At 65.9% G+C, this 23093-nt stretch carries 18 protein-coding genes; 12 read left to right on the forward strand and 6 right to left on the reverse strand.

Annotation, left to right across the window (positions count from 1 at the left end; all coding sequences use genetic code 11):
* Nucleotides 1–48 precede the first annotated feature (48 nt).
* Together thiS and NOG11_RS06800 are read left to right on the forward strand one after the other, a co-directional pair.
* The gene (gene thiS / locus NOG11_RS06795; RefSeq protein WP_256618956.1) at nt 49–258 is read left to right on the forward strand and encodes a sulfur carrier protein ThiS; all 210 of its coding nucleotides are present in this window, start codon (nt 49–51) and stop codon (nt 256–258) included.
* A 6-nt stretch (nt 259–264) separates the two neighbouring features.
* Nucleotides 265–1059: a thiazole synthase gene (locus NOG11_RS06800; RefSeq protein ID WP_256618957.1), complete on the forward strand. Its 795-nt coding sequence runs from the start codon at nt 265–267 to the stop codon at nt 1057–1059.
* A 124-nt stretch (nt 1060–1183) separates the two neighbouring features.
* Here the strand turns inward: NOG11_RS06800 and NOG11_RS06805 are convergent, their stop codons facing one another.
* From NOG11_RS06805 to NOG11_RS06825, 5 genes are all read right to left on the reverse strand, one after another.
* On the reverse strand, nt 1184–4591 hold the full coding sequence (locus tag NOG11_RS06805; RefSeq protein WP_256618958.1) for a TonB-dependent receptor domain-containing protein: 3408 nt from the start codon (nt 4589–4591) through the stop codon (nt 1184–1186).
* Nucleotides 4592–5006: 415 nt separating this feature from the next.
* A complete protein-coding gene (locus tag NOG11_RS06810) occupies nt 5007–5756 on the reverse strand; it encodes a DsbA family protein (RefSeq protein WP_256618959.1) in 750 nt (249 codons plus the stop codon).
* A 25-nt stretch (nt 5757–5781) separates the two neighbouring features.
* A complete protein-coding gene (locus tag NOG11_RS06815; protein ID WP_256618960.1) occupies nt 5782–7149 on the reverse strand; it encodes a M48 family metalloprotease in 1368 nt (455 codons plus the stop codon).
* Between the two features lie 169 nt (nt 7150–7318).
* Complete coding sequence (locus tag NOG11_RS06820) at nt 7319–8602, reverse strand: NupC/NupG family nucleoside CNT transporter (protein WP_256618961.1); 1284 nt, start codon at nt 8600–8602, stop codon at nt 7319–7321.
* A 221-nt stretch (nt 8603–8823) separates the two neighbouring features.
* On the reverse strand, nt 8824–11814 hold the full coding sequence (locus NOG11_RS06825) for a ribonuclease E/G (RefSeq protein ID WP_256618962.1): 2991 nt from the start codon (nt 11812–11814) through the stop codon (nt 8824–8826).
* A gap of 489 nt (nt 11815–12303) precedes the next feature.
* Between NOG11_RS06825 and NOG11_RS06830 the strand changes: the two genes are divergently transcribed.
* The 4 genes from NOG11_RS06830 to NOG11_RS06845 all read left to right on the forward strand — a co-directional run bounded on the left by NOG11_RS06830 (nt 12304) and on the right by NOG11_RS06845 (nt 17597).
* Nucleotides 12304–13662 carry an N-acetylmuramoyl-L-alanine amidase family protein gene (locus NOG11_RS06830; protein ID WP_256618963.1) on the forward strand — a complete coding sequence of 453 codons (1359 nt, stop codon included), beginning with the start codon at nt 12304–12306 and terminating at the stop codon, nt 13660–13662.
* A gap of 126 nt (nt 13663–13788) precedes the next feature.
* Nucleotides 13789–15687: a tetratricopeptide repeat protein gene (locus tag NOG11_RS06835; RefSeq protein WP_256618964.1), complete on the forward strand. Its 1899-nt coding sequence runs from the start codon at nt 13789–13791 to the stop codon at nt 15685–15687.
* A complete protein-coding gene (locus NOG11_RS06840; RefSeq protein ID WP_256618965.1) occupies nt 15684–16538 on the forward strand; it encodes a 4-(cytidine 5'-diphospho)-2-C-methyl-D-erythritol kinase in 855 nt (284 codons plus the stop codon). Before NOG11_RS06835 ends, NOG11_RS06840 begins: the two co-directional genes overlap by 4 nt.
* 18 nt (nt 16539–16556) lie before the next feature.
* Nucleotides 16557–17597: a glycosyltransferase family 4 protein gene (locus NOG11_RS06845; protein WP_256618966.1), complete on the forward strand. Its 1041-nt coding sequence runs from the start codon at nt 16557–16559 to the stop codon at nt 17595–17597.
* A gap of 177 nt (nt 17598–17774) precedes the next feature.
* Here NOG11_RS06845 and NOG11_RS06850 read toward each other — a convergent pair whose 3' ends face one another.
* On the reverse strand, nt 17775–18794 hold the full coding sequence (locus tag NOG11_RS06850) for a polyprenyl synthetase family protein (RefSeq protein ID WP_256618967.1): 1020 nt from the start codon (nt 18792–18794) through the stop codon (nt 17775–17777).
* A 203-nt stretch (nt 18795–18997) separates the two neighbouring features.
* Between NOG11_RS06850 and NOG11_RS06855 the strand changes: the two genes are divergently transcribed.
* From NOG11_RS06855 to NOG11_RS06880, 6 genes are all read left to right on the forward strand, one after another.
* Nucleotides 18998–19843, forward strand: coding sequence for a S49 family peptidase (locus NOG11_RS06855; RefSeq protein WP_256618968.1), 846 nt, complete (start codon nt 18998–19000; stop codon nt 19841–19843).
* A 125-nt stretch (nt 19844–19968) separates the two neighbouring features.
* Nucleotides 19969–20553: a hypothetical protein gene (locus NOG11_RS06860; protein ID WP_256618969.1), complete on the forward strand. Its 585-nt coding sequence runs from the start codon at nt 19969–19971 to the stop codon at nt 20551–20553.
* A 46-nt stretch (nt 20554–20599) separates the two neighbouring features.
* Nucleotides 20600–20797 (forward strand): hypothetical protein, encoded by a 198-nt coding sequence (locus NOG11_RS06865; protein ID WP_256618970.1) that lies wholly within the window; start codon nt 20600–20602, stop codon nt 20795–20797.
* A gap of 85 nt (nt 20798–20882) precedes the next feature.
* Nucleotides 20883–21326: a hypothetical protein gene (locus tag NOG11_RS06870; protein WP_256618971.1), complete on the forward strand. Its 444-nt coding sequence runs from the start codon at nt 20883–20885 to the stop codon at nt 21324–21326.
* A gap of 27 nt (nt 21327–21353) precedes the next feature.
* A complete protein-coding gene (locus NOG11_RS06875) occupies nt 21354–22202 on the forward strand; it encodes an alpha/beta hydrolase (protein WP_256618972.1) in 849 nt (282 codons plus the stop codon).
* 63 nt (nt 22203–22265) lie between these two features.
* Nucleotides 22266–23075: a SapC family protein gene (locus tag NOG11_RS06880; RefSeq protein WP_256618973.1), complete on the forward strand. Its 810-nt coding sequence runs from the start codon at nt 22266–22268 to the stop codon at nt 23073–23075.
* Nucleotides 23076–23093 lie beyond the last annotated feature (18 nt).

Below are 23093 nucleotides of genomic sequence, written 5' to 3' on the forward strand. Positions count from 1 at the left end.
GCTTCTAGCTCTTCACCATCCTCGACAGCAAAGTGGTTGGGCATAAGCGTGAAGGAAGTCCAAATTCAGCTCAACGGAGAGCAGCGCAACGTGCCCGAAGGCATGACCATCGCTGCACTTTTGGAGGATCTGGGCATCTCTACCGGGAAGGTCGCCGTGGAGCGCAACCGTACCATCGAGGCGCGTTCGGGTTTCGGCCAGGCCGAGCTTCAGGCGGGCGACCAGCTCGAGATCGTCCGCTTCGTGGGCGGCGGCTGAGCGAGCATGTCTTCCGTCAAACCCGTGCGCAGCGCCGAAAATCTGGTGGTGGCGGGCCGCATCTTCCGCTCGCGCCTCATCGTCGGCACGGGTAAGTACCGCGACTACGCCGAGAACGCCGCTGCCGCCGAGGCTGCTGGCGCCGAGATCGTCACCGTCGCCGTGCGCCGGGTGAACATCGCCAACCCCAACGAGCCTATGCTCGTCGACTACCTCTCGCCGGAGAAGTACACTTTCCTGCCCAACACGGCGGGCTGCTTCACCGGGGAGGATGCGGTACGGACCCTGCGCCTCGCACGGGAAGCGGGGGACTGGAACCTTGTCAAGCTCGAGGTGCTCTCAGACCCTGACACCCTCTACCCGGATATGATCGAGACGCTGCACGCGCTGAAACTGCTGGTCGCTGACGGCTTCGAGGTGATGGTCTACTGCTCGGACGACCCGGTGATGTGCCGCCGCCTGGAGGATGAAGGCGCCGCCGCCGTCATGCCGCTGGGCGCCCCGATCGGATCGGGGCTAGGCATCCAGAACCCACTCAACATCAGGCTGATCGCCGAGCAGTCCCGCGTCCCGGTCCTCGTGGACGCAGGCGTCGGCACGGCATCCGACGCAGCGGTGGCCATGGAGCTAGGCTGCGACGGCGTGCTCCTCAACACGGCGATCGCCGAAGCTGCCGACCCTATTCGGATGGCGAAAGCGATGAAGCTGGCTGTGAAGGCGGGCAGAGAAGCGTTTCTGGCAGGCCGCATGGCCACGAGGCGCTACGGCGCGGCGAGCAGTCCCAAGGATGGCCTGCTCTAGCCAATCGCGGCAAGGCCGACCTGCGGCCCGGTACTTTTCCTCGGTGCTATTTCCGCCTCTTGATACACGGACAAAAGAAAAGGCGGGCCGAGGCCCGCCTTTTCCGTAGAGTTTCAACGCCTTCTTAGAAGGAGACGTTAGCGCGCAGGATGAACCGGCGGCCGAGCTGCTCGTCGATGCCGATGTGACCGACAGCGTCTTGCAGACGGTTCGGCTCACGATCGAAGGCGTTGAGCAGGTTGGCCTGCAGGGTCACGTTGTCGAGGACATCGTAGGCGACCGAGAGATCGTGAATGAAACGGGCACCCGTTTTGTTCACGGCATCGGCCCGGAAGCCGGCAACGCCATCGATGGTGACCTCTTCGAAGTCGGCAGCATAGACGATCTGATCCAGCGGATCGATCTTCACGGGGTTCTGCCAACGCATCCGCCAGGTCGCACGGAACTTGTCCATGGAGTAGACGGTATCGAAGGTACCGATCCATTTTGGATCGCCGAAGTCACCGACATCTTCCGTCACCTCAGATTCCGGCGTCGCCTGGAACTCGTTGGTGATGTTGTGCTGAGTGAAGCTGTCGAAGTTGAGACGACCCCAGTCACGACCAGGTGCAACACCGACGAGACCAAGTGCATCGTTTACATCGAAGCCGTAGAAAGCTCGGATGGTGATCGATTCGAAGGTTGAGACGGCAACGTTGGCCGGCTGCGAGCTCGCAAAGATGACCTGGTTAGTGTCCGGGTCACGACGGAAGGTCGAGCAAGCTTCTTCGTTCGGGAAGTTGTTCGAGTCGAAGCAGGTAGCAGCAAGGATTTCGAAGTCGACATCGTTGATGAACTCGTCGATCTCCACGTTGTAGTAGTCGACCGCCATCTGGAAGCCGTCAATCCAGCGCGGTTGGATCACAGCACCGACGGAGAACGCCACCGACTCTTCAGGTTGGAGACCGGGGTTACCGGAGACCTGACCGTTGGAGATCGTACCGTCCTGGATGCTCGAGGTGAAGGTCTCGGTATCGATACCGATAGACTCACAGTTCGCTTGTCGAACGGCAGGGTTCGGACCGAGACCAACCGAGCGGCTGTCACAGGGGTCGGCACCCAGGATGAAGGTCTGCGTTGCCGGCAGGAACAGGTCGACGAAGGTCGGGTTCCGGAACGAGGTAGCATAGGTCGCACGGAACGAGATGTCGTCGACAGGAGTCCAGCGACCGGAGGCCTGGTAGACCGTCGTGTCAGTCGTGCCGCCGAGACCGTCGGGACCTTTGGTATCGAACTCTTGGTAGCGGACAGCACCGTCGAAGCTCAGCTCCTGCACGAACGGGATGTTCATGTCTGCCGAAACGATCGGGACGCTGAGCTCGCCGTAGACCTCGCGAGTGATGGCTTCACCGCGGACGCCTTGAGAAACCGAGCTACGGGAGATCGGGGTTGTCAGAGCTGCACCGGGGGTGAAGGTCGAGAACTCGCGACGGCTTTCGAGGCCGACGTTGAACGAAGCCATGCCGCCCGGAAGATCGATCAGGTCACCACCGAAGTTGGCCTGCCACACCACCTGCTCGTTTTGCGAGTTGGTGAAGCGGGGACCACCGCCGAGGATGAAGTCGATGGCTTCGTCAGAGGCCGTGCTGCCGATCAGGCTGAGCGGCTGACAGCCGTCCAGGAAGGGCAGGTCCTCATCGACCAGACCAGAGCCGGACGGACGCGTGTTGAAGCCTTCCAGCGTACCGGCAGACAGATCAACAAAGGCACCACAGATGATGTCACCAAACCCAACTCCGGCCAGGTTACCACCACTATCATCGATAAGGCGAAGAAGCGCATCGTCGCTCGTCGGAACGGCCGGCGTGACGAAGTCAGGGTCAGGATCTGCAGTATTGGCGTCGATGAGAGCCTGCCGCTCATCCTGCAGGACGCCAAGGATCGGATCCAAAAGATCGGGTGTGATCTCACGAGCGTCAACAGCGTTCAGGAAACGACCGTCTACGATACCACCGGCGAAATTCTGCTGCGTGATGTCGGCACGACCGAAGACGTTGGAAACGTCCCAGTAGAACATACGACCGCCATACTCGAACTCGCCCTCGATGACGTTGGTCACACGCCAGACATGGGTTTCGTTGGAGTTCTCGCCCTGGCGGACAAGGTCGTTGTTGAAGCGGTGGATAAGGAACGTATCCAGTCCGTTCGCGTCCAAAACACCGCGAGCCTGATCAGTAAGGAACGGGTTGTCAGCAGACAACTGGATGGCGGCGGAAGTGCCATCGAAGAAGCCAGTCTGGAAGCCGCCCTGCTCGACAAGTTCCGAACCCGTCGTGTTCGCGTAGAGGAAGTCCTGACGGAAACGGATGTTGTCGGTCAGATCGTAGCGCAGCGAACCAAAAGCGTTAAAACGCTCAACGGGCGAACGAATCTGCGTGACAGCATTAAAGAAGTCAGCACCACACGTCTCAGGGTCACCGCCTTCGGTGATGATACTACGAACGGCTAGTGCGCCAGGTGTACACTCTGCCAGCTCACCACCTTCAGTGAACCGGTAGAAATTGCCATCCGGAAGAGCACCGAAAAGCGGGCCGGCGCCTGGTAGGAACGAACCAGTTGCAGGGCGAGGTTGTCCTGGAATGGGGGTGCCAGCGACGGGCGAAACCGAGCCGAAAGCATCAAACAGCGCCAAACGCTGATCAAAGATCCCCAGACGCAGCGATTGGCCGGTCAGATCGAAGACGCCGTCGCCATTGGTGTCGATATTGGCGTTGGAGATCGCATTGTCGAGGGTCAGATCCTCGGTGCAGAGCTCGCGGATCTGGCAGAGAAGGACGCCTTCATCGCGGTTGTACTCAAGAGCGAGGGTGACGTTACCGCGGTCGTCGGCGAAGTTACCACCCGCGACGGTCGCGATGCGGTAGCTGTCGGCCTCACCACCGAAGTTGGAACCGTACTGACCGGTGACGTCGAAGCCTTCGAAGTCGTCCTTCAGGATGACGTTGACCGTACCTGCAATGGCGTCGGCGCCGTAGATGGCAGCACCGGTGAGGGGAACGGTTTCGATGCGCTCGATCAGAGCAGCCGGGATGGTGTTGAGGTCGACCTGACCACCACCGATCGTACCGGATGCAGACGAAACGAGGCGGCGGCCGTTGACCAGGGTCAGCGTGCGCTGAACGCCGAGGTCGAACAGGTTGACCTGGTTCTGACCGGCGGTGAACGAACCGACGTCGCCGTTCGGGTCGACGGGCGTACCGAAGAGGGGCGACTGGTTCAGGGCGTCGGCGACGTTGGCGAAGCCGCGGTCTTCGAAGGACTGCGAGTCGAACGTGAAGACCGGGTTCGTGGTCTCGACTTCCGAACGACGGATACGCGAACCGGTGACGGTGATGGTATCGCCTTCGTCGATCTCTTCCGCTTGCTGAGCGATTTGGATCGGCTCGTCAGCGTCTTGTGCATAGGCGGAGGTCAGCCCTAGTGCGGCGACCGAGGTGGTCGTCGCAAAGAGGAGCTTGAGCTGCTCCGCAGTGCTCAGTTTCGTGTTTCTCACTTGGTTACCCCTTTTAGGTTTGACGCCAGAAGCCTGCCCAAAGGGTTGGGCAGGCCCTAACTTGTCCCAGCGGGTAACGCGAAAGGGAACGGAAGTAGCTCAGCGGCCTCGGGGCGTGGCCCCTTTCCAAACTGTGGTTGGCTGAAACCGCTGCCCTGCTTCGTTTCTTTGAACGCCCTACCTGCCAGATTTCCTAACGGTAGTGGCGTCGTCATAAAGCTGTCAATTCGGTGGACCTTCGTGCCCATATCGACTTTCGATAGATCAAAGCGATTTCTGCCGATGATGTTTTTTTACCACAGTTAGAAGAGGGTAAACGAGCGGGTTTGGTAGCATGAAATGCTATAACACTGCCCAGGGCACTTCTCGCAGGTGCAAAACCATTGTCACAAAAGCGCTCACCGGGGTCGAGTCGCTACCCCCTGGCACCCTCGATGAAGGCTTCGAAGTCCGTCGGGCGGTAGCCTTCGAGAACGTCGTAGCGGCCGTTAGCGGGGTTGGCGGCGATGAAGTAGGGTGTGCCTTGGATCCTGAGCTGCTGGGCGATCTGGACGGACTGGTTGAGGACCCTGTCGATGTCCTCGCCGTTGTCGGCCAGTGCTGCCGTGACGGCCTCTGCATCGACACCGGCGCGGCGCAGCGCACGCTCGATCGCAGCCTCATCGAGGACGCCCGGCGTTTCGAGAAGGGCACGGTGCACGGTCTGGTAGTCCGCTCCCTCTAGCCCTGCAGCGGCGATGGCGATCCTGGCGGCCTGCCTGGACTCCTCGCGCAGGATGGGCAGCTCCTGGAAGACCACCCGGACGCCGGGGTCCGCCTCGACCAGGGCCAGCACATCGTCCATGGCCCGCTGACAGAAGCCGCAATGGTAGTCGAAGAACTCGATCAGGATCAGCGAGGCGTCCTCCTCGCTGGCGCCGATGGCATGGCCCGCCTGCGCCGAGGCGAGGGTGGGCAGCACGTCGGCGATCAGCTGCTGCTCGCTTCGGCGCTGGAAGTTCTCCAGCGCTTCGAGGATGATCTCCGGCCGCTCGTCCAGGACCCGGACGAGCTGCGCCTCGAAGGCCTCGTCGGTCACCGGAGCCGGTGCCTCAGCGGTGTCACCTGGGGCCTCGCTGCAGCTAAGAAGCATGCCGGCGCTGGCGAGGAGCAGGAAGTTCTTCATCACGGGTGTCCTTGCAAAAGCGCTTCTAGCGGCGGCGCTGGGCACGCCTGCCCAGGTCGCGGGCCTGTTCGGCGGTGGCGAGGATGATGTCCAGGGCCTGCTGGTGCTCGGGCGTGCCTGCGGAGAACTTCTCCTTGGCCAGGGTGGCGAAGCGGTGCGCGCCGAGAACGTCGCCGATGTGATAGGCGGCCTCGGCCTGGGCGAGGCTGGCATAGTCGTCCTGGCGCAGGGTCGAGTGGGCACGGGCGAGAAGCGACCAGCCGAAGGCGTTGTCCCGCTCTTTGCCCAGGGCGACCTTCAGAATGCCGATCGCCTCCTTGGCTTCCGCATCGCGGTCCGTGGCGATCAGCGCCCTCGCCAGGTTGACCTGGAGGAGTGGGGCGCCTGGCTTGAGGAGAGTGGACTGCCGGTGCGCCGGGATCGATTCGGCGATCTTGCCGTGCTCGAACAGCATCTGACCCTTGAGCTCGTGGTAGTAGGGGTTGTCCGGATAGGCGCTGAGGAGGGTGTCGATCTCCCTGGTCGCCGAGGCGAGGTCCGAGGCGCGGTAGTAGGCGACCGCCCTGGCGTAGCGCGCAGCGTCGGACTGGTCGCTCAAAGGGTAGCGCCGCAGCGCCACCTGGGGCTCGTCGAGAAAGCCGTGGATCTTCGCCTGGATGAGCCTCAGCTCGGCGATGGCTTCGGCATCGTCGCGCCACTCCCAGTAGGGCGAGGCCTCCGCCCGCGAGCGCAGGCGGGCGACACGCTGCACGGCGAGGGGGTGGGTCTGTAGGTAGGGCACCGGCGCACGGGCGCGGATGAGCTGCTGGTTGCGGAGGTTATCGAAGAAGTCGAGCAGCCCGGCAGAGGAGTGGCCGATATGGTCGAGATAGGTGATCGCGGCCTGGTCGGCAGCGCTCTCCTGACCGCGGCTGTAGGTGAGGTAGTTGTTGAGGGCCGCCGATTGGCCGAGGCCGATGGCGCCGATGCCCGCTTCGGGGGGAGCGCCGACTGCGAGCAGCGCCGCGCCGAGGAGGAGGCCCAGCATCTGCTGCTTGCCGGCCTTGGCGAAGACCTCTGCGGTCCTGGCCGAGTGGCCACCGGCGAGGTGGCCCGCCTCGTGGGCGATGACGCCCTCGATCTCGTTGGGGGTCTTGGCCTGGGTGATGAGGCCGGTGTGAACGCCCATCTTGAGGCCGCTGGAGGCGCCGGCGAAGGCGTTGAGGCTCGGATCGCCGATCAGCAGGATCTCCACCCCGCCCTCGGGCAGACCCGCCGCCTGCCAGACCGGCTCGGACATCTCGTAGAGGAATTCCTCGATCTCCGTGTCCCGAAGCAGGACCTGCGCGGACGCCTGCGCGACGAAGAACGCCAGCGAACCGACGACAAGAACAAAAGAACGCCAGACAGCCATGATACCTCGATAATCGGGGTCAGCGATCAGCAGCCCCGCCCTGCGTGACCCGACGCTAGCGCAGCTTCGCTTCCCTGTCCTTACCCGCTGGTGACAAAGCCGTAGGGCGGTTTGCGAAGCCAACCGCCATGAAGAAAAGAGCGGCGGAAAGCTTCGCGTTCCGCCCTACCTAGAACACGATCCCCACGGACGCAGCGGACGTCATCGTCGCCAGCGTGCCCGAGATGAGCGCCTTGGGGGCGAGGTCGATGATGTCGGGGCGGCGGCTCTCCTCCAGCACGCTGAGCCCGCCGATGATGATGCCGAGGCTCGCCACATTGGCGAAGCCGCAGAGGGCGTAGACCATCATCAGCGTGGAGCGCTCGCTGAGGGCGCCCTCTTCGAGACCCACCAGCGCCGTATAGGCGATCACCTCGTTGAGGATGGTCTTGATGCCCATCAGGCTGCCTGCCGTGCCTGCCTCCTCCCAGGGTATGCCCGCCAGCCAAACCAGAGGCGCGAAGACGTAGCCCAGCACGCGCTCCAGCGTGATGGGCTCGCCCAACACGTCGGGCAGCCTGCCGAGGCCCATATTGACCAGCGCAGCCAGCGCGATGAAGGCGAGGATCGCCACCACGATGTTCGCCCAGAGCTTGCCGCCCTCGCTGGCGCCGTGGGTGAAGGCGTCCATGGCGCTATCGTACTGGAAACCCGCGGCGCTGTCGGCGGCCTTGGTAGCGATCTCGCCGGGTTTCGGCGGCACCATCAGCTCGGCATAGAGGAGGGCGGCGGGCACCGAGATGACCGAGGCGACCACGATATGCCCCAGCATGGCCTCGCTGATCGGCGCGAGGATAAAGGCGTAGAGCGCCATCACCGTGCCCGCCACCGTGGCGAAGCCGCAGGTGATGACGGCGAAGAGCTCGGAGCGGGAGAGGTTGCGAAGGAGCGGCCTGATGAGAAGCGGCGCCTCGGACTGGCCGAGCAGCACGTTGGCCGCAGCCGACAAGGAGACCGCACCGCCCGTGCCCAAAAGGCTCGTCAGCACGACGGCGAAGCCGCGGATCAGCACCTTGAGAACGCCCCAGTGCCACAGGACGGCCGCCAGCGCGGAGACGAAGACGATCAGCGGCAGGGCCTGGAAGGCGAAGATGAAGAAGCCCGCTGTCTGGCCCGGCTCCTCGGCGAAGGGCAGGTTCTCCGCCCGGCCCACATAGCCGAAGAGGAAGCTCGTCGCCTCGCCCGTGGCCTGGGAGAGGGCGATGACGATGCCGTTGACCGAGCTGAGGCTGTCTCTTGCCGCGGGCACCCTCAGGAACAGCGCGGCAAGGCCGAGCTGGAAGCCGAACACGGCGATGAACCGGCGCAGCGGCGGCAGCTTGCCCCGGCGTTCGGAGAACACCCAAGCGATCAGGCAGAAAGCGGCAAAGCCCAGGAAACCCTGCAGGCGCGGGGAGAAGCCTAGTTCAGCCATGGCCGATTCCCCTCCGCCCTTCGGGCACCTCCCACATGGGATGGGGGAGGGATGCTGAACGAACGCCGATACCTATGTTGCTCCCCCTCCGCGAGGGGGAGCTGCCGGCAGGCTGAGGGGGAGGGTGCAACATCAGCAGTCCGGTCCCGGTGGTTTTTCATTGAGAACGAAAGAACCGCCTCCTCGTCCTGAAACAGGTGAGAAGGCGGTTTTGGGAAAGCTCAGTCCTTCTGGAAGGCGCGCTGCCACCAGCCGCCGCGGCGGGGCTTGTCGGCTTCGGGCTCGGAAGGGGCTGCTGCTGCTACCGGCTCTGCTGCCGGTTCGGCATCGGTGCGGCGCACCTCTTCCAAGACCGGCTCAGTCTCCTCAGGCGCGGCAGGCTCGCTGACGGAGGTCTCGCCTTCGTCCGCTTCCTCGGTCTTCTCCGCCTCGTCGGAAACCGCGGCGGCGGCGTCGCCGGGCTGTTCGTCCGGCTGCTGACGGGTGGCCGGTTCCGCAGCCTCGACGGGCGTCACGGCATCACCGGCTGCCTCGGCGCCCTCGTCGGGGGTTTCGGCATCGGCGGAGGCGGCAGCTTCCTCGTCACCGTTCTCCTCGCCGGACGCCTGGTCCTCACCGGGACCCCGGCGGTTGCGGCGGCCGCCGCGGCGGCCACGGCGGCGGCGGCGCTTAGGTCCGTCCTCCTTGTCGCCGTTCTCGTCGTCGGAGGCAGCACTGCTGTCGTCGGTGCTTTCGGCCTCGCCCTGTTCGGCAGCCTTCTCTTCAGTCTGCTCGGGCTTGTCGTCGCTCTTCGCTTCGGCGCCCTCGTTCGAAGAGTTCTCCTCGCCATCACCGCCGGAGCCCTTGCCGCGGCGGCGACGCCTGCGGCGGCGCTTGGAGCGGCCTTCGCCATCTTCGCTATCGGCTTTGGTCTCCTTCTCGCCACTCTCGTCGCGGTCGTCCTCACCGGAGGGCAGCTCGGGCGCGTCGAAGTCGGAGAGAGGGCCTTCCTCGCCGATAGTCTCCTTGAGGCTGATCGCCTCGCTGGGCGAGCCGGAGCCCGTGACCTCGTACTGGTCGCCATAGCGCGAGCTGTCCGCCAGCACGTTCATCTTGACGCCGTAGGTCTTCTCCAGCCGCTCGAGCCAGCTCCTCTTAGTGTTGAGAATGTAGAGCGCCATCTCGGTGGACGCCTTGACCGTGACGAGGCCGTGCTTGCCGCGCCCGGCCTCGCTTTCGGCCGCGCGCAGGATGCGCAGGGCCGCCATCTCGTGGCTGCGCACGTGCCCGGCGCCGTCGCAGACCGGGCAGGCCTGGGTGGTGCCGTCGACGATGCCCGAGCGGCGACGCTGACGCGACATCTCGAGAAGACCGAAGGAGCTGATCGAGCCGATCTGCGTCCTCGCGCGGTCGTTCTTGATGGTCTCCTTGAGCTTCTTCTCGACCGCGCGGTTGTTGCGGTTCTCCTCCATGTCGATGAAGTCGATGACGATGAGACCGGCGAGGTCGCGCAGGCGGCACTGGCGGCAGACCTCGGCGGCAGCCTCCAGGTTCGTCTTCAGCGCGGTTTGCTCGACATTGCGCTCCTTGGTGGAGCGCCCGGAGTTGACGTCGATCGAGACCATCGCCTCGGTCTGCTGGATGACCAGATAGCCGCCGGATTTGAGCTGCACCACCGGCTGGTACATGCCGTCGAGCTGATCCTCGACCTTGAACTTCTGGAAGATCGGCACCGCGGATTTGTGCTGCTGCACGAACTTCGCGTGGCTCGGCATGAGCATCTTCATGAAGTCCTTGGCCTCGCGGTAGCCGCGCTCGCCCTGGACCACGATCTGCTCCGTGTCCTTGTCGTAGAGGTCGCGGATGGCCCGCTTGATGAGGCTCGCCTCCTCGTAGATGAGGGCGGGGGCCACGCTTTCCAGCGTCTTCTCGCGGATCGTCCCCCAGAGGCGCGAGAGGTAGTCGTAGTCGCGCTTGATCTCGGTCTTGGAGCGCTTGGCGCCGGCGGTCCTGATGATCAGACCCATGTTCGGAGCGATGTCGAGCTCGCTCATCGCCTTCTTCAGGCGCTTCCTGTCCCCTTGCGAGGTGATCTTGCGGGAGATGCCGCCGCCCCTGGCGGTGTTCGGCATGAGCACGCCGTAGCGCCCGGCGAGGCTGAGATAGGTGGTCAGCGCCGCGCCCTTATTGCCGCGCTCTTCCTTGACGACCTGCACCAGCATGATCTGGCGGCGCTTGATGACCTCCTGGATCTTGTAGTTGCGAAGAAGCCGGTTGCGGTCGCGCTTGGCCTCTTCGTAGCGGCTCCTCAGCCGGTCGATCTCGCGCTGACGCTCACGGGCGGCGAGCTCTTCCTCGGAGGGCTCTTCTTTCGCAGGCTTGTCGTCGGCTCGCGCTTCGGCGTCGCCGGTCTCATCCTCGGACGATGCCGCTTCGGAGGTCTCTTCGGATGACGAGGGTTCGGCGTCGTCAGCCGCGCCTCTATCGGCGTCATCGTCGTTGGCGGCTTCGTTCTCGTCGTCCTGCTCTTCCGAACGCAGGGCAGGGCTGTCTTCGGCCTCGAGGGCAGCGCTCGCCTCGGCGGGGCGCTCCTCCTCTTCTTCTTCCTCTTCCTCGCGGGCAGGGGCGTCGTCGTCACCGGCGACGGGGACCTTCTTCGCCTCTTCGCCCACAGCCTCGATCAGCGTCTCGTCGGCGGCGTGCCAGTCACCGGCATCATCGGCGCTGTCGGGGGTGTAGTCGGCGGGCAGGTCCTCTGCGTCGGCCTCTTCGGTCTCGTCGGTACCCGCATCGGCGGAGGCCTCCGCTTCCTCCTCGTCGTCCTCACCGGCCTCGGGCGTCACGCCGTCCTCGGCGGAGGCGCGCAGCTCGTCCTCGTCGGGGTCGAGGGCCTCGTCGTCGTCATCGTGCTGGTTCAGCTCGGCGAGCTTCTGGGCCAGCTCCACCTCCAGCGCCTCGGCCTTGCGCAGCACCTCGCGGTCCGCAACCGGGATCTGGTAGTAGTCGGGATGGATCTCACCGAAGGCCAGAAAGCCGTGGCGGTTGCCGCCATACTCGATGAAAGCGGCCTGAAGGCTCGGTTCGACCCGCGTGACGCGGGCCAGATAGATGTTTCCTCTGAGGGGCTTACGGGAGGCGAACTCGAAGTCGAAATCCTCGACCTTGCCGCCCTGGAGGACGGCGACGCGCGTCTCCTCCTGGTGGTAAGCGTCGATCAGCATGGTTTTGGGCATGAAGGGCTCCAGGGCTGCGGCGATACGCCGGACCAGCCTTGTTCTCTGGTGTGGAGGGGGCGAGGAGCACGGGCGCCGCGCGCGTCTGGCCCGTGGGCTCAAGCGCGGTTGTTCGGCATCTCATGGTCATCGCGTATCTTTCGGGTGCGACCTGCTGCGTGCGCAGCGCAGCCGCTTCGGAGGGCGGCGCCGCTTGGAAAAGGGCGCCTGGTGCTTCACCGGTCGGACCGAAGCCGACCCCAGGGGCGGAAGCGTCGCCGCGCCGGGAAGAGCAGCCTTTGGCGACAGGGGTCCTGCCGCATCCTGGCCGATCTCGATAAAAAGGTCTTTGCGCCACTTCGCGAAGAGTTTCAAGAAGGGCGCTGCCAGCCTTTAACTTTGCCTGCATAGACGAGCATGCTTAAGGGCCTATTAAGCAGGATTGTGGCAGCCCCTACGGGGCCTGCGGTGGGCTTTTCGCGACAAGAGAGCGGGACGACAGGGAGAGACATGCGGCGTTTTGTGGTCCTACCTCCGGTGCTGCTCGTCCTGCTCCTAGGCTTCTTCGCCCTGGCCGATGACGACAAGGGCCTGGTGGCGGTCAGCAATATCCGCATGGGTGTGGACGACAAGGGTCAGACCCGGCTGGTCCTCGACCTCGACCGGCGCCCGGACTTCCTGGTGGTGCCGGACGACACCAAGGGCGTGCAGCTCGTGGTCGGCCTCGAAGGCGGCGTCTTCGCCATGGACGGGGGCAGCGGCTTCAAGACCGGCACGGGCCTCGTCCGCCGCGCGGACTTCGCCCCCGGCCAGCTTCGAATCACCCTGGAGGAGTTCGCCCTGCCGAGCCGCAGCTTCGTGCTGCCGCCTGCAGGTGACATCGACCATTTCCGCTTAGTGATCGACCTTGACAAGGCGGCGGGCGAGACCTTCACCAAGGCCGCCGCGGACGCCCGCGCCCTGGCCGAGCCGGAGGAGGTAGAAGAACCTGCTGCCGCCGAAGTTCGTGCCGAGGCGCCTGCCGAGCCGGTCCAGACGGCCTCGGTGAGACGCATTCTGCCGCCCTCGCTCAAACCGGCGCGCACCGTCAGGGACGACCGCCGTTCGGACTTCCCGTCTTTGGCCGAGCTGCCGGCCCCGCGTGAGGTGCTGCCCGCCAAGACCAGGCCGCTGATCGTCCTCGATCCCGGCCATGGCGGTCACGATGCGGGCGCGGTGGGCCAGAAGGGCTCGCTGGAGGACACCGTGACCCTCGCCTTCTCCCAGGACCTCGCAAAGGTGCTGAGACGGCGCGGCTACGACGTGCTCCTGACCCGCAACGACGACACCTATGTCAAGCATGACGAGCGCATCGGCTTTGCGAGGACCAAGGGGGCGGACCTCTTCATGTCGATCCACGCCGACAGCCACGAGGACCACTCGCTACGCGGCGCCTCCGTCTACACGCTCTCGGCACGCCGCTCGGAGAAGCTCGAGAACGACATCCGCCGCGAGGGCAACTTCGTGCTCTTCGACGTGGAGGTGAGCAATGAGGACGGGGTGGGGGACATCCTCCTTGACCTTGCCCAGTCGGCGACCCGGCAGAACTCGGACCGTCTGGCCGATAGCCTCGTCAAGAACATGCGCCGGGAGATGCCGCTCCTGAAGAACCCCAAGCGGCGCGGCGCGCTGCTAGTGCTGCTCTCGCCCGATGTGCCCGCCGTGCTGGTGGAGCTCGCCTTCCTCTCCAACAGCCGCGACGAGGCGAACCTGACGAGCCCCGCCTGGCGAGGCCGCTCCGTCGCCGCCATCGCTGACGGCGTGGACGCCTATTTCCTCGAAACCGGCGTCGAGCAGCGCTTAGCGGGCGGCGGCGGGTCGGGGCTGTAGCGCCACCGGCCCCCTCCGCCCTTCGGGCACCTCCCCCACCAGTGGGGGAGGAAAGTAGGACGAACCGTTGTTCTCAATCTCGCTCCCCCACGGGTGGGGGAGCTGCCGGCAGGCTGAGGGGGACGGATGCAGCAGCAGGACATCTTCGCCTCGCGAGAGACCATCATTGTCGCGCGCACCGGTCCGTGGCATGGGTCGTTGATGACCGCTCCCTTTCGCGCCGCGCTTCTGACGGCCCTCGCTCTTCTCACCGCCTGCGCCAGCACCGGGCCTCAGCCGGTGGACGACGAGGCCCGCAGCGAGTCCGTCTTCGGCGCTTACCTGCGTGGCCGCTACGCCGCCCAGGCCTTCGACATTCCCCGTGCGGGCAGGGCGTTCGAGGAGGTCTCCCGCCGCACCGACGCGCCCCAGGGGGCCAGCACGGCCTTCGGCTACGCGCTGGCGTCCGGGGATATCGAGGAGGCCGAGCGCCAGGCTCGCCTCATCGTGGCGCGGCGCGGCGACAACCCGCCTGACGACCCCTCGATCCAGTCCGACCTGCCAGCCCTCACCCTCGCCGCCGCTGCCATGAAGCGCGGCGACGAGGAGGAGGCCGCCGCCATCCTCTCCGGTCCCATGCAATCCGGGCTCGGCCGCTCCCTCGCCTCGCTGCTGAGAAGCGCAGCCGTCTACGGGTCGGGCAACCTCTCCATGGCGAGCGAGGTGCTGGCTCAGCAGCCGGAGGGCACGTTCCGCGGGCTGATCCCGCTCCACGCGGCGCTTCTCTACCAGCTCGAGGGGGATGCGGAATCGTCCGAGGCCGCCTTCCAACAAGCTCTCAATGCGCCCCGCGCCGAGATCGCCGCCCTCGGCCTCGCCCGTCTCTACGAAGACGAAGGCAGGCCGGAGGACGCCGAGCCCATCTACCGCACCCTTCTTCAGGATTCAGGCCTCTATGCGAGAGCAGGCCGGATGGGTCTTGCCAGGATCGGGCGTATCGAGGGGGTGGACGGCACCTTCCTCCGCCGGGCCAGAGGCGCTCCGCCGGTGGCCAGGGACGCGAAGGGCCTCTTCGCCCTGGGGCTGGAGGGCTATGCCTGGCTCGGCTTCGATCAGGCGATCTCCATCGGCAATGGCGACCCCCGCGCCGAGCAGCTCCGCCGCATCTCCCTGGTGATCCCGCTGGGGCTCGCCAACCTCGCCCGCCATGTCGACCCCAGCCGCGACGCCGCCGACTACCTCGCCTCCATCATCTTCGGCGTCTACGACACGCCCGAAGCCTCCATCGAGGCCGCTCGACAGGTGCCGCCCGAAAGCTGGCTCTACACCTACGCGCTGCTCGAAGTGGCCGATGCCGAGGCCGATGCGGGCGACATGGCCGCAGCCGCCGACGTCCTGCGCCGCGCCATTCAGGCGGAGGGTCCCGACCCACAATGGGCGCTGCAGCTTCACCTCACCCTCAGCGAGGACGAGCGCTACGAGGAGGCGGACTTCTACGCCGGGGAGGCGATCAAGGCTGCAGAAAGCCTAGGCGTGCCGGAAGGGGCGCTCTGGCGCTACTACTTCTCCCGCGGCGCGGTCCGGGTCGAGGCCGGTTGGTGGCCTGAGGGCAGGGACGACCTCGAGAAGGCTCTCGCCATGGCCCCCGACGAGCCGCTGATCCTCAACTATCTCGGCTACTCCTATGTGGAGCGCGGCGAGCAGCTCGAGCGTGCCTTCGCCATGATCGAGCGCGCCCTGGCCATCGATCCCCAGAACGGCGCGATCGTGGACAGCCTCGGCTGGGCGCACTTCCAGCAGGGCCGCTACGACGAGGCCGTCCCTCTGCTCGAACAGGCCGTGGGACTGGAGCCCGCCGATGCGGTCATCACCGACCATCTGGGCGACGCCTACTACGCCATCGGCAAGCGCCGCGAGGCCCGCTACGAGTGGCGGCGGGTCCTGGAGCTCGAAGACGCAGACGATGCGCTGAAAGCCAGCGTCCGGGCGAAGCTCGACGGCGACTTCAGCGATGCGCCGGTCTTGGCGGAGCTCGCCGCCCGGTGAGCGCCTTCGTCCTCGCACCGGTCAAGGTGAACCTGGCGCTGCATGTCGGCCCACCGAGGCGGGACGGCTACCATCCGGTGGACACGTTATGCGTCTTCCCCGCCTTCGGCGATGTGGTGGGCTACGATGCCGATGCGCCCACCGGCCTCGACCTGGCGGGACCCTTCGGCCATCAGCTCGCCGGGCAGGACGAGCGGGACAACCTCATCTGGCGGGCCTTTCGCCTTCTGGACGTGCCGCCCCAGGGGCGGTTCTTCCTCTCCAAGGAGACGCCCGTCGCTTCCGGCATCGGTGCGGGCACGGCGGACGGCGCGGCGGCCATGCTGCTCCTCAACGAGGTGCTGGGGCTCGGCTTTCGAGAGGACCAGCTTGTCAGGCGAGCGCTCGGGCTAGGTGCTGACGGACCCGTCTGCATGCTCGGCCAGATCAGGGGCGGCGGGCTGATTCGGGCGCGGGGGATCGGCGAGCGCTGCGACTTCCTCCGCCGCATCGAGCCCCAGGCCATGCTGCTGGCGAACCCCGGTGTGGCCGTGCCCACGGGCAGGGTTTTCCGCGATTTCGACGCTCGTGATCCGGCGCCCCTCGGGCCAGTTTCCGTCGGCGGTTCGCTCGCTGCGCTGCACGAGGAGAACGCCAACGATCTCGCGCCGCCCGCCATGGCCAACGAGCCGAGCATCGAACCCCTCCTGTCCCTGATGGCCCGCCAGCCCGGCACACATTCAGCCGGCATGAGCGGCTCGGGGGCCACCTGCGCCTCGCTCCACAGCAGCATGAGTTCTGCACAGCGGGCCGCCCAGGCCTTGCTCGGCCGGGGTTTTTGGGCCGAATCGGCCTACCTGCTTCCTGGCTAGCCATCACCCGATCCGAGTATGCCGTCCCCTGAACTCATCGCCGGGCTGACCGCCGCGCTTGTCGCGGGCGTTCTCGCTTATGGGTTCTCCGAGGTGGCGGCGCGCAGCCGCTTCGTGCTCGATCCGGTCAGCGACCGCTCCAACCACGCCCGGCCCGTGCCGCGGCTGGGCGGCGCTGCGGTCCTGATGGGCCTAGGTGGAGCCGCGACCGTGCTCGGCGTGGCGGACCTCCTCACATGGAAGGGCGGCCAGCTCTTCCTGGTCGCAGGACTGGCTGGGACGCTCGGCCTGATGGACGACCTCTTCGGGCTGAGGCCGAGCTGGAAGTTCGCCGGGCTGGTCCTCATCGCCATTCCGGCGGTGGTGATGACGGGGCCGGTAAAGGCGGTGCCGCTGCCGATCTTGGGCTGGGCGGAGGTGCCGCCCTTCCTAGGCTTCGCCATCGCCGCGTTCTGGCTTCTGTCGATCACCAACGTCCTCAACTTCATGGACGGCCTCAACGGGCTGGCGGGCTCCTTCGTCATCGTCGCGCTGATGGCGCTCGGGCTGTTGGTGGGTGAGGTGAGCTTCGCGCTTCTGGCGGTGCAGGCGGCGATCCTGGGCTTCCTCCTCGCCAACATCTTCGCAGGCCGCATCTTCCTGGGCGACAGCGGCAGCCTGGCGCTGGGCATGACCCTCGGCACCGCGCCGCTTCTGGCCAGCGGGGGAGGGCAAGGCTTCTGGGTCCTGCCGCTGGTCACCCTGCCCCTGATCCTGGACGTGGCCCTCACCCTCATTCGCCGCGCCAAGCGGGGGGCCAGGCTGGCCGAGCCCCACCGCGAGCACGTCTATCAACGGGTCAAGGCCGCAGGCTGGTCCCACCAGGCCTCGAGCGCCGCCGTGGTCGGCGGCGGTCTCGCCGCCGCCGCGCTCGCCTGGTTCTTCTGGGGCGAGGCGCAGGCCAGGCCGCTCGCCTACTGGGCCAGCGCCGTGGTCATCGGCTTTGTCTGGGCTACGATCATGCTCCTCATGCTGGCCGCAAAGAGGCAGACCGCGCCGTTCCCGCACGGGGATTTTTGAAAGGGTTGCGGCTTCACACTTCGTCATCCCGGAAAGCCGTCAGGCTTATCCGGGACCCATGGACCAAATGCCTGCACATCTTTGGACCAGACGGTCCATGGGTCCGGGCTCTTCGGCCGGGATGACGGAGGCACATCAGCGCATCGTTGGATCTCATGAACAATCCTGCGAAGCGCCCTAAAAAGGCCGAGCCGCCGACGACACCGCCAAGCTCACCAGCACCTCCTTGAGGGGATGCTCCGGCAGGCTTTCCGCCGCGCGAACCGCCTCCTCGGCAAAGCCTTCCGCGTGATGGAGTGCCGCCTCGCCGATGCGGTCGCGGTCGATGAGGCGCCTCGCCTCCTCGAAGCTCGCCTCGCCGCCGCCGAAGGCCGCCTCCCAAAAGCCGCGCTCCTCGTCCGAGCGGGCGGCCCTGTAGGCTAGGATCACCGGCATGGTCATCTTGCGCTCGCGGAAATCGTCGCCGACGCTTTTGCCGCGCACCTGACCGCCGAGCCCGTAGTCGAGGGCGTCGTCCACGAGCTGGTAGGCGATGCCGAAATTCGCGCCGTAGCTCGCCAGCGCCTCCGCATGGGGGGAGGGGCCGCAGGCACTGCTGCCCGCCTGGGCCGCCGCCTCGAAGAGGGTTGCCGTCTTGGCTCGGATGACATCGAGATGCATCGCCTCGGTGGCGCCGATATTGCCTTGGGTTTCGAGCTGCAGCACCTCGCCCTCGGAGATGGTGCAGCTTGCACGGCTCAGCCGGTCCAGCACCGGAAGCTGGCCCGTCTTGACCATCAGCTCGAAGGCGCGCGCGAAGAGGAAGTCGCCGACCAGCACCGATTCCTTGTTGCCGAAGACCACGTTCGCCGTCTTGAAGCCGCGCCGCAGGGCGCTGTCGTCGACCACGTCGTCATGCAGGAGGGTCGCGGCGTGGATCAGCTCGACGGCGGCGGCGAGGTAGCGCGCGTTCTGCCCGCCCGCGCCGGAGATTTCCGCTGCGGCCAGTGCCATTAGCGGACGAAGCCGCTTGCCGCCTGCCTGAATGAGGTGGGTTGCCACTTCGGGGATCAGGCTCACCTGGCTGCCGAGATGGTCGAGGATCACCTCGTTGGTGGCGGCGAGCTCGTCCTCCAGCATCGTCTTGAGCGCGGCGGCGGCCTCCGGGAAGGAGGGCTTGCCGAGGTGATCGGTGCGGCTCGGTGCTGCGACGGCCATGACACCCTCCTGGAAGACCATACGAACAATCTGTGCCCGCTCAGCCGAGGACGGTACGCGGCAAAGCGCGCCTTAGGCATCCCTGCAGGGCTTGTCACGGGTTAGCTCCGCTCGGCTGTTTTGCGATCATGTGATCGGCCTGGCAATCGCGGGAGCTGCTGAGCGGTTGAACAGGCACGCCCCCAACGCCTAGACGCCGCCGCATGGGTTTCCTTTCCGCGCTCGGCGCCCCGTTCCGCAAACTTCTCGGTACCGAAAAGCCGCTCGTCACCGTGGTCGAGCTGCAAGGCCCGATCGGCGCCGAGGCGAAGCCGGGCCGCGGCCTCTCGGCCTACTCCGTGGAGAGCTCGCTGAAGAAGGCCTTCAAGAGGAAAAACTCTAAGGCCGTCGTCCTCGCCATCAACAGCCCTGGCGGCGCCCCCGCCCAGGCGCGCATGATCATGGAGCGGGCGAGGGGCCTCGGCATCGAGAAGCAGCTCCCCGTCATCTCCTATATCGAGGATGTCGGCGCGTCGGGCGGCTACCTGATCGCGCTCGCCGGTGAGGAGATCATCGCCGACCCCTTCGCCGTGGTCGGCTCGATCGGCGTGGTCTCGGCCAGCTTTGGCTTTCAGGACGCCATCGCCAAGCTCGGCATCGAGCGGCGGGTGCACACGGCGGGCAGCAACAAGGTCCGCCTCGACCCCTTCCGCGAGGAGCGCCCGGAGGACAAGGCCAAGCTCGAAGCCCTGCTCGAGCAGACCCACACCATCTTCAAGGATATCGTCGCCCAGCGCCGAGGCGCCCGCATTGCAGGTCATGAGGAGAAGGTGTTCAGCGCCGACTTCTACCTGGCGGGCGAGGCGCTGGAACTAGGCCTCATCGACGAGGTCGGCGATCTCAGACAAGTGCTCAAGCAGCGCTACGGCAACGATGTGAAGATCAAGCTCATCTCGGCAGCGAGGGCCGGGCTCCTCGGCAAGCTGGGCGCCTCTTTCGCGAGCGAGCTGGTCAGCGCGGCAGCCATGAAGCTGAAGGGTGACGCGCTCAGGAGTGCAGCGGGGCGGTAGGACGCCGCCGCCTGGCGGGGACGGCTCAGCAGCGCTAGCTGAGGGATATGAACTAGGCGCATGAGTCCGCTTGCGTAGTTATCTTATTACAAGTATAGCTCCCTTATTAACGAGGGGGTAATCTTATGTTCAAGTCTCTGCTTTGTGCAGCTGCGGCTTTCTTCGGCTGCGCCAACGCTGCAACCCTAGTCACTGTCGATGATGCATCGTCACAGAGCGGGAAACGCCTGGTCCGAATCGAGGGTCTCAACGTCAACGGCGAACTCTTCGATGCCACATTTTTTGGCGCGGTAAGCTGCCTCGTCGCTTATGATCAGTGCGACGAACTCTCCGACCTGCCGTTCGACAACGAGGCGGATGCGCGAGCCGCCGCCGCCGCGATCGGTGCCGCACTCGTAGGGACACCCTTCGACCGTTTTCCTGCCGACGTGGACAACTGCTTCGGCACGATCAACTGCGGGCTACAGATCCCGTTCGCGCTTCCAACTCCGACGTTCACCGTTGAGTTCGTGGCGTTCGGCAACTCCGTCAATGAAGGGACCGACAGCGTGTACGGCCCGCTGGTGTTCAGCGTAATCCAAGCAAACTCCATTCTGACGTGGGTCCAGTTTGCCCCGTCGTCCAGTGTGAGCGACGGCACGACAGTCCCGATCCCTGCAGCTGCGCTGCTGTTCGCACCGGCTCTTCTGGCGCTTCGCCGTAGGGGCTGAGGAGGAAAATCTTGGCGGTAGGGCGCAAGCGCGCTAGCCTCCCGCCATGCAGACCATCGCCGCCATTCTCCTGACAGCCGCCGCCACCGCGGGGACGGTGCGTGCCGCTAAGAAGCTGCGTTCGGTGCTGCGCCGCCGAAAGATGACGGCGGAGGGCCGGGACGGCCTGGCCGGAAAGGGGCCGGTGATCGACCTGGAACGTGATGCCGTCACCGGCGTTTACTCCGCCCGCCGCCGCGCCTGATCGAGCCGGACAGAACAACCCACAGCCTGTTTTCGCACTGGCGAAGCACCTTGACGTGAACTGCTGCTTCGGCGCTTCTTGGGACATGTCCTCCGAAAGGCCGAACACCCTCCTCGCCGTCCTCAGTTGCGGCCCCACCACGGAGTCCTGGCCGATCGAGGTGGCGTGGAGTTCCGCGTCCGAGGGCATCAGGACCATGCTGCTTCAGCCTGCTTCCGGCTGGTCGCTGTCCTCCTGGGACAAGGGCTACGAAGCCAAGCACAAGCTGCCGTTGGAACAGCTCCTCTCCGAAGGGAAGCCGCCGATCGAGGCCTGTCTGGTGCTCAACGCCGCGCTCGGCGGGCAGACCGTCGGCGTGCTGCATCCCGAGACCGACTGCGTCTGGCTCTACAAGCTCTACAAGGCCGGGCATGTGGAGCCGAACTACCGGCTCGTGGGCGTTGACGGCGGCGACGATGGCGAGGTGGTTCGGCCCGCCCATATGCTGGAAGGCTTGCAAGAGGGCGAGCCCCGCGCGCAAACGGGCTGAATGAGCTTCGATTCCAGTCCTCAGGAGATGCATATTCTCCGCGCAGGCTCGCGCAGCGAGGAGGGCACGCTGGTCTTCCTTCACGCCACGGGTCTCAACGCCTCCGCCTACAGGCCGCTTCTCTCGCGCCTCCGGTTCGGCGGCGAGGTGCTGGTGCCCAGCCTCAGGGGGCACGGCGCGACGACCCTGCCGGCGGACCCTTCCAAGCTGACGAGCTGGCAAGTGCTCGCCGACGATGTGGTCGGCATGCTCCTGGCGGAGGACTTCGCCTCGCCCCTGGTGCTCGCGGGGCATTCGGCGGGCGCGGTGACGGCGCTGCTCGCCGCCCGCAGGCTGCCCGCCGCGGCGGTCTTGATGATCGAGCCTGTGGTGCTGCCCCGTTGGATCGCCGTTGCCGCCGCCAGCCCCCTTCGGCGAGCCTTCGTCAACCGCATCCAGGTGGCCAAGCAGGCCGCCGCCCGCCGCCAGGACTTCCCCTCACGCGAGGCGGCTCGCAACTACTACAAGCCCAAGGCGTTCTTCAGGAACTGGGACGAGGAGGCGCTTGACGGCTACCTGGCCGAGGGCCTCCGCGACATCGAGGGCGGTGCGGAGCTGACCTGCGCCCCGGCGTGGGAGGCAGCCATGTTCCGCGCCCAGGCCCACGGCTTCTGGCCGCACCTCTCCGAGGTGATCGCCCAGGGCAAGCACGTAGCGATCCTAGGCTCGCAGGGGCGGACCACCTTCCCCGTCAAGGTGAGGCCCAAGGCGGCGGCCTTCGGCGCGAGGCTAAGGGAAGAGGAGGGGGGCCACATGCTGCCGCTCGAGAACCCCGACACCGTTGCCGACTGGATGAGCTACGAAATAAAAGGCGAAGCGCCCCCAACCAGGGTTTGACCGCGGGCTCGCCAGTGCTACGGGCGCAAGCTGGAAAGAACCACAACACCGTTCGGAATACTTATGAGCCAGACTCCTCCCGCCAGTTCCCCTTCCGTCGAAGGTCAGATGTACCTCTTCCGCCGCGCCGAGCTCGTCACCCGCGAGCAGCACGGGAACATGGGCATCACCCGCCCCGAGAACCCGCTGGCTTTCTGCGCCGCCGCCCGCGCGGTTCCGCTGACCCTCAGCGAGATCACCACCGCCATGCGCACCTACCCGGTGATCTTCGCCTCGGTCGAGAACCCGATCCCCCTTGCCGTGCTCGGTCTCGTCGACGACGAGAACCTGTTCATCGAAGAGGACGGCAACTGGACGGCGGACCACTACACGCCGGGCTATATCCGCCGCTACCCCTTCGCCCTCGCCCAGGATAAGCAGGGCGACCAGCAGAACCCACGCATGGCGATCATCGTCGACGGCGAGTATGAGGGCCTGTCCTCCAGCCCCGAGATCCCCTTCTTCGAGAACGGCGAGCCCTCCGAGTCGATGCAGCAGGCGATGGAATTCTGCCAGAGCTACGAGCGCGACCGCATCCAGACCCAGCGCTTCGCCGAGACCCTCAAGGGCTACGACCTCCTCGCCCAGCAGATGGCCCAGTACAGCCCCGACGGCAAAGAGCAGCAGGCCTTCGCCCGCTATGTCGGCGTCGAGGAAGAGCGCCTGAAGAACCTCTCCGACGACAAGTTCCTCGAGCTGCGCAAGAGCAACATCCTGCCGATCCTCTACGCCCAGCTCATGTCCATGTCGAACTGGCGCACCCTGCTCGACCGCCGCGCCCGCAAGCACGGCCTCGACACCAACACCGTGCTCCAGCAGCAGAAGACGAACTAAGCACGCAAGAGGCGACGA

This window comes from Parvularcula maris (assembly GCF_024505085.1).
Taxonomy (GTDB): Bacteria; Pseudomonadota; Alphaproteobacteria; order Caulobacterales; family Parvularculaceae; genus Parvularcula; species Parvularcula maris.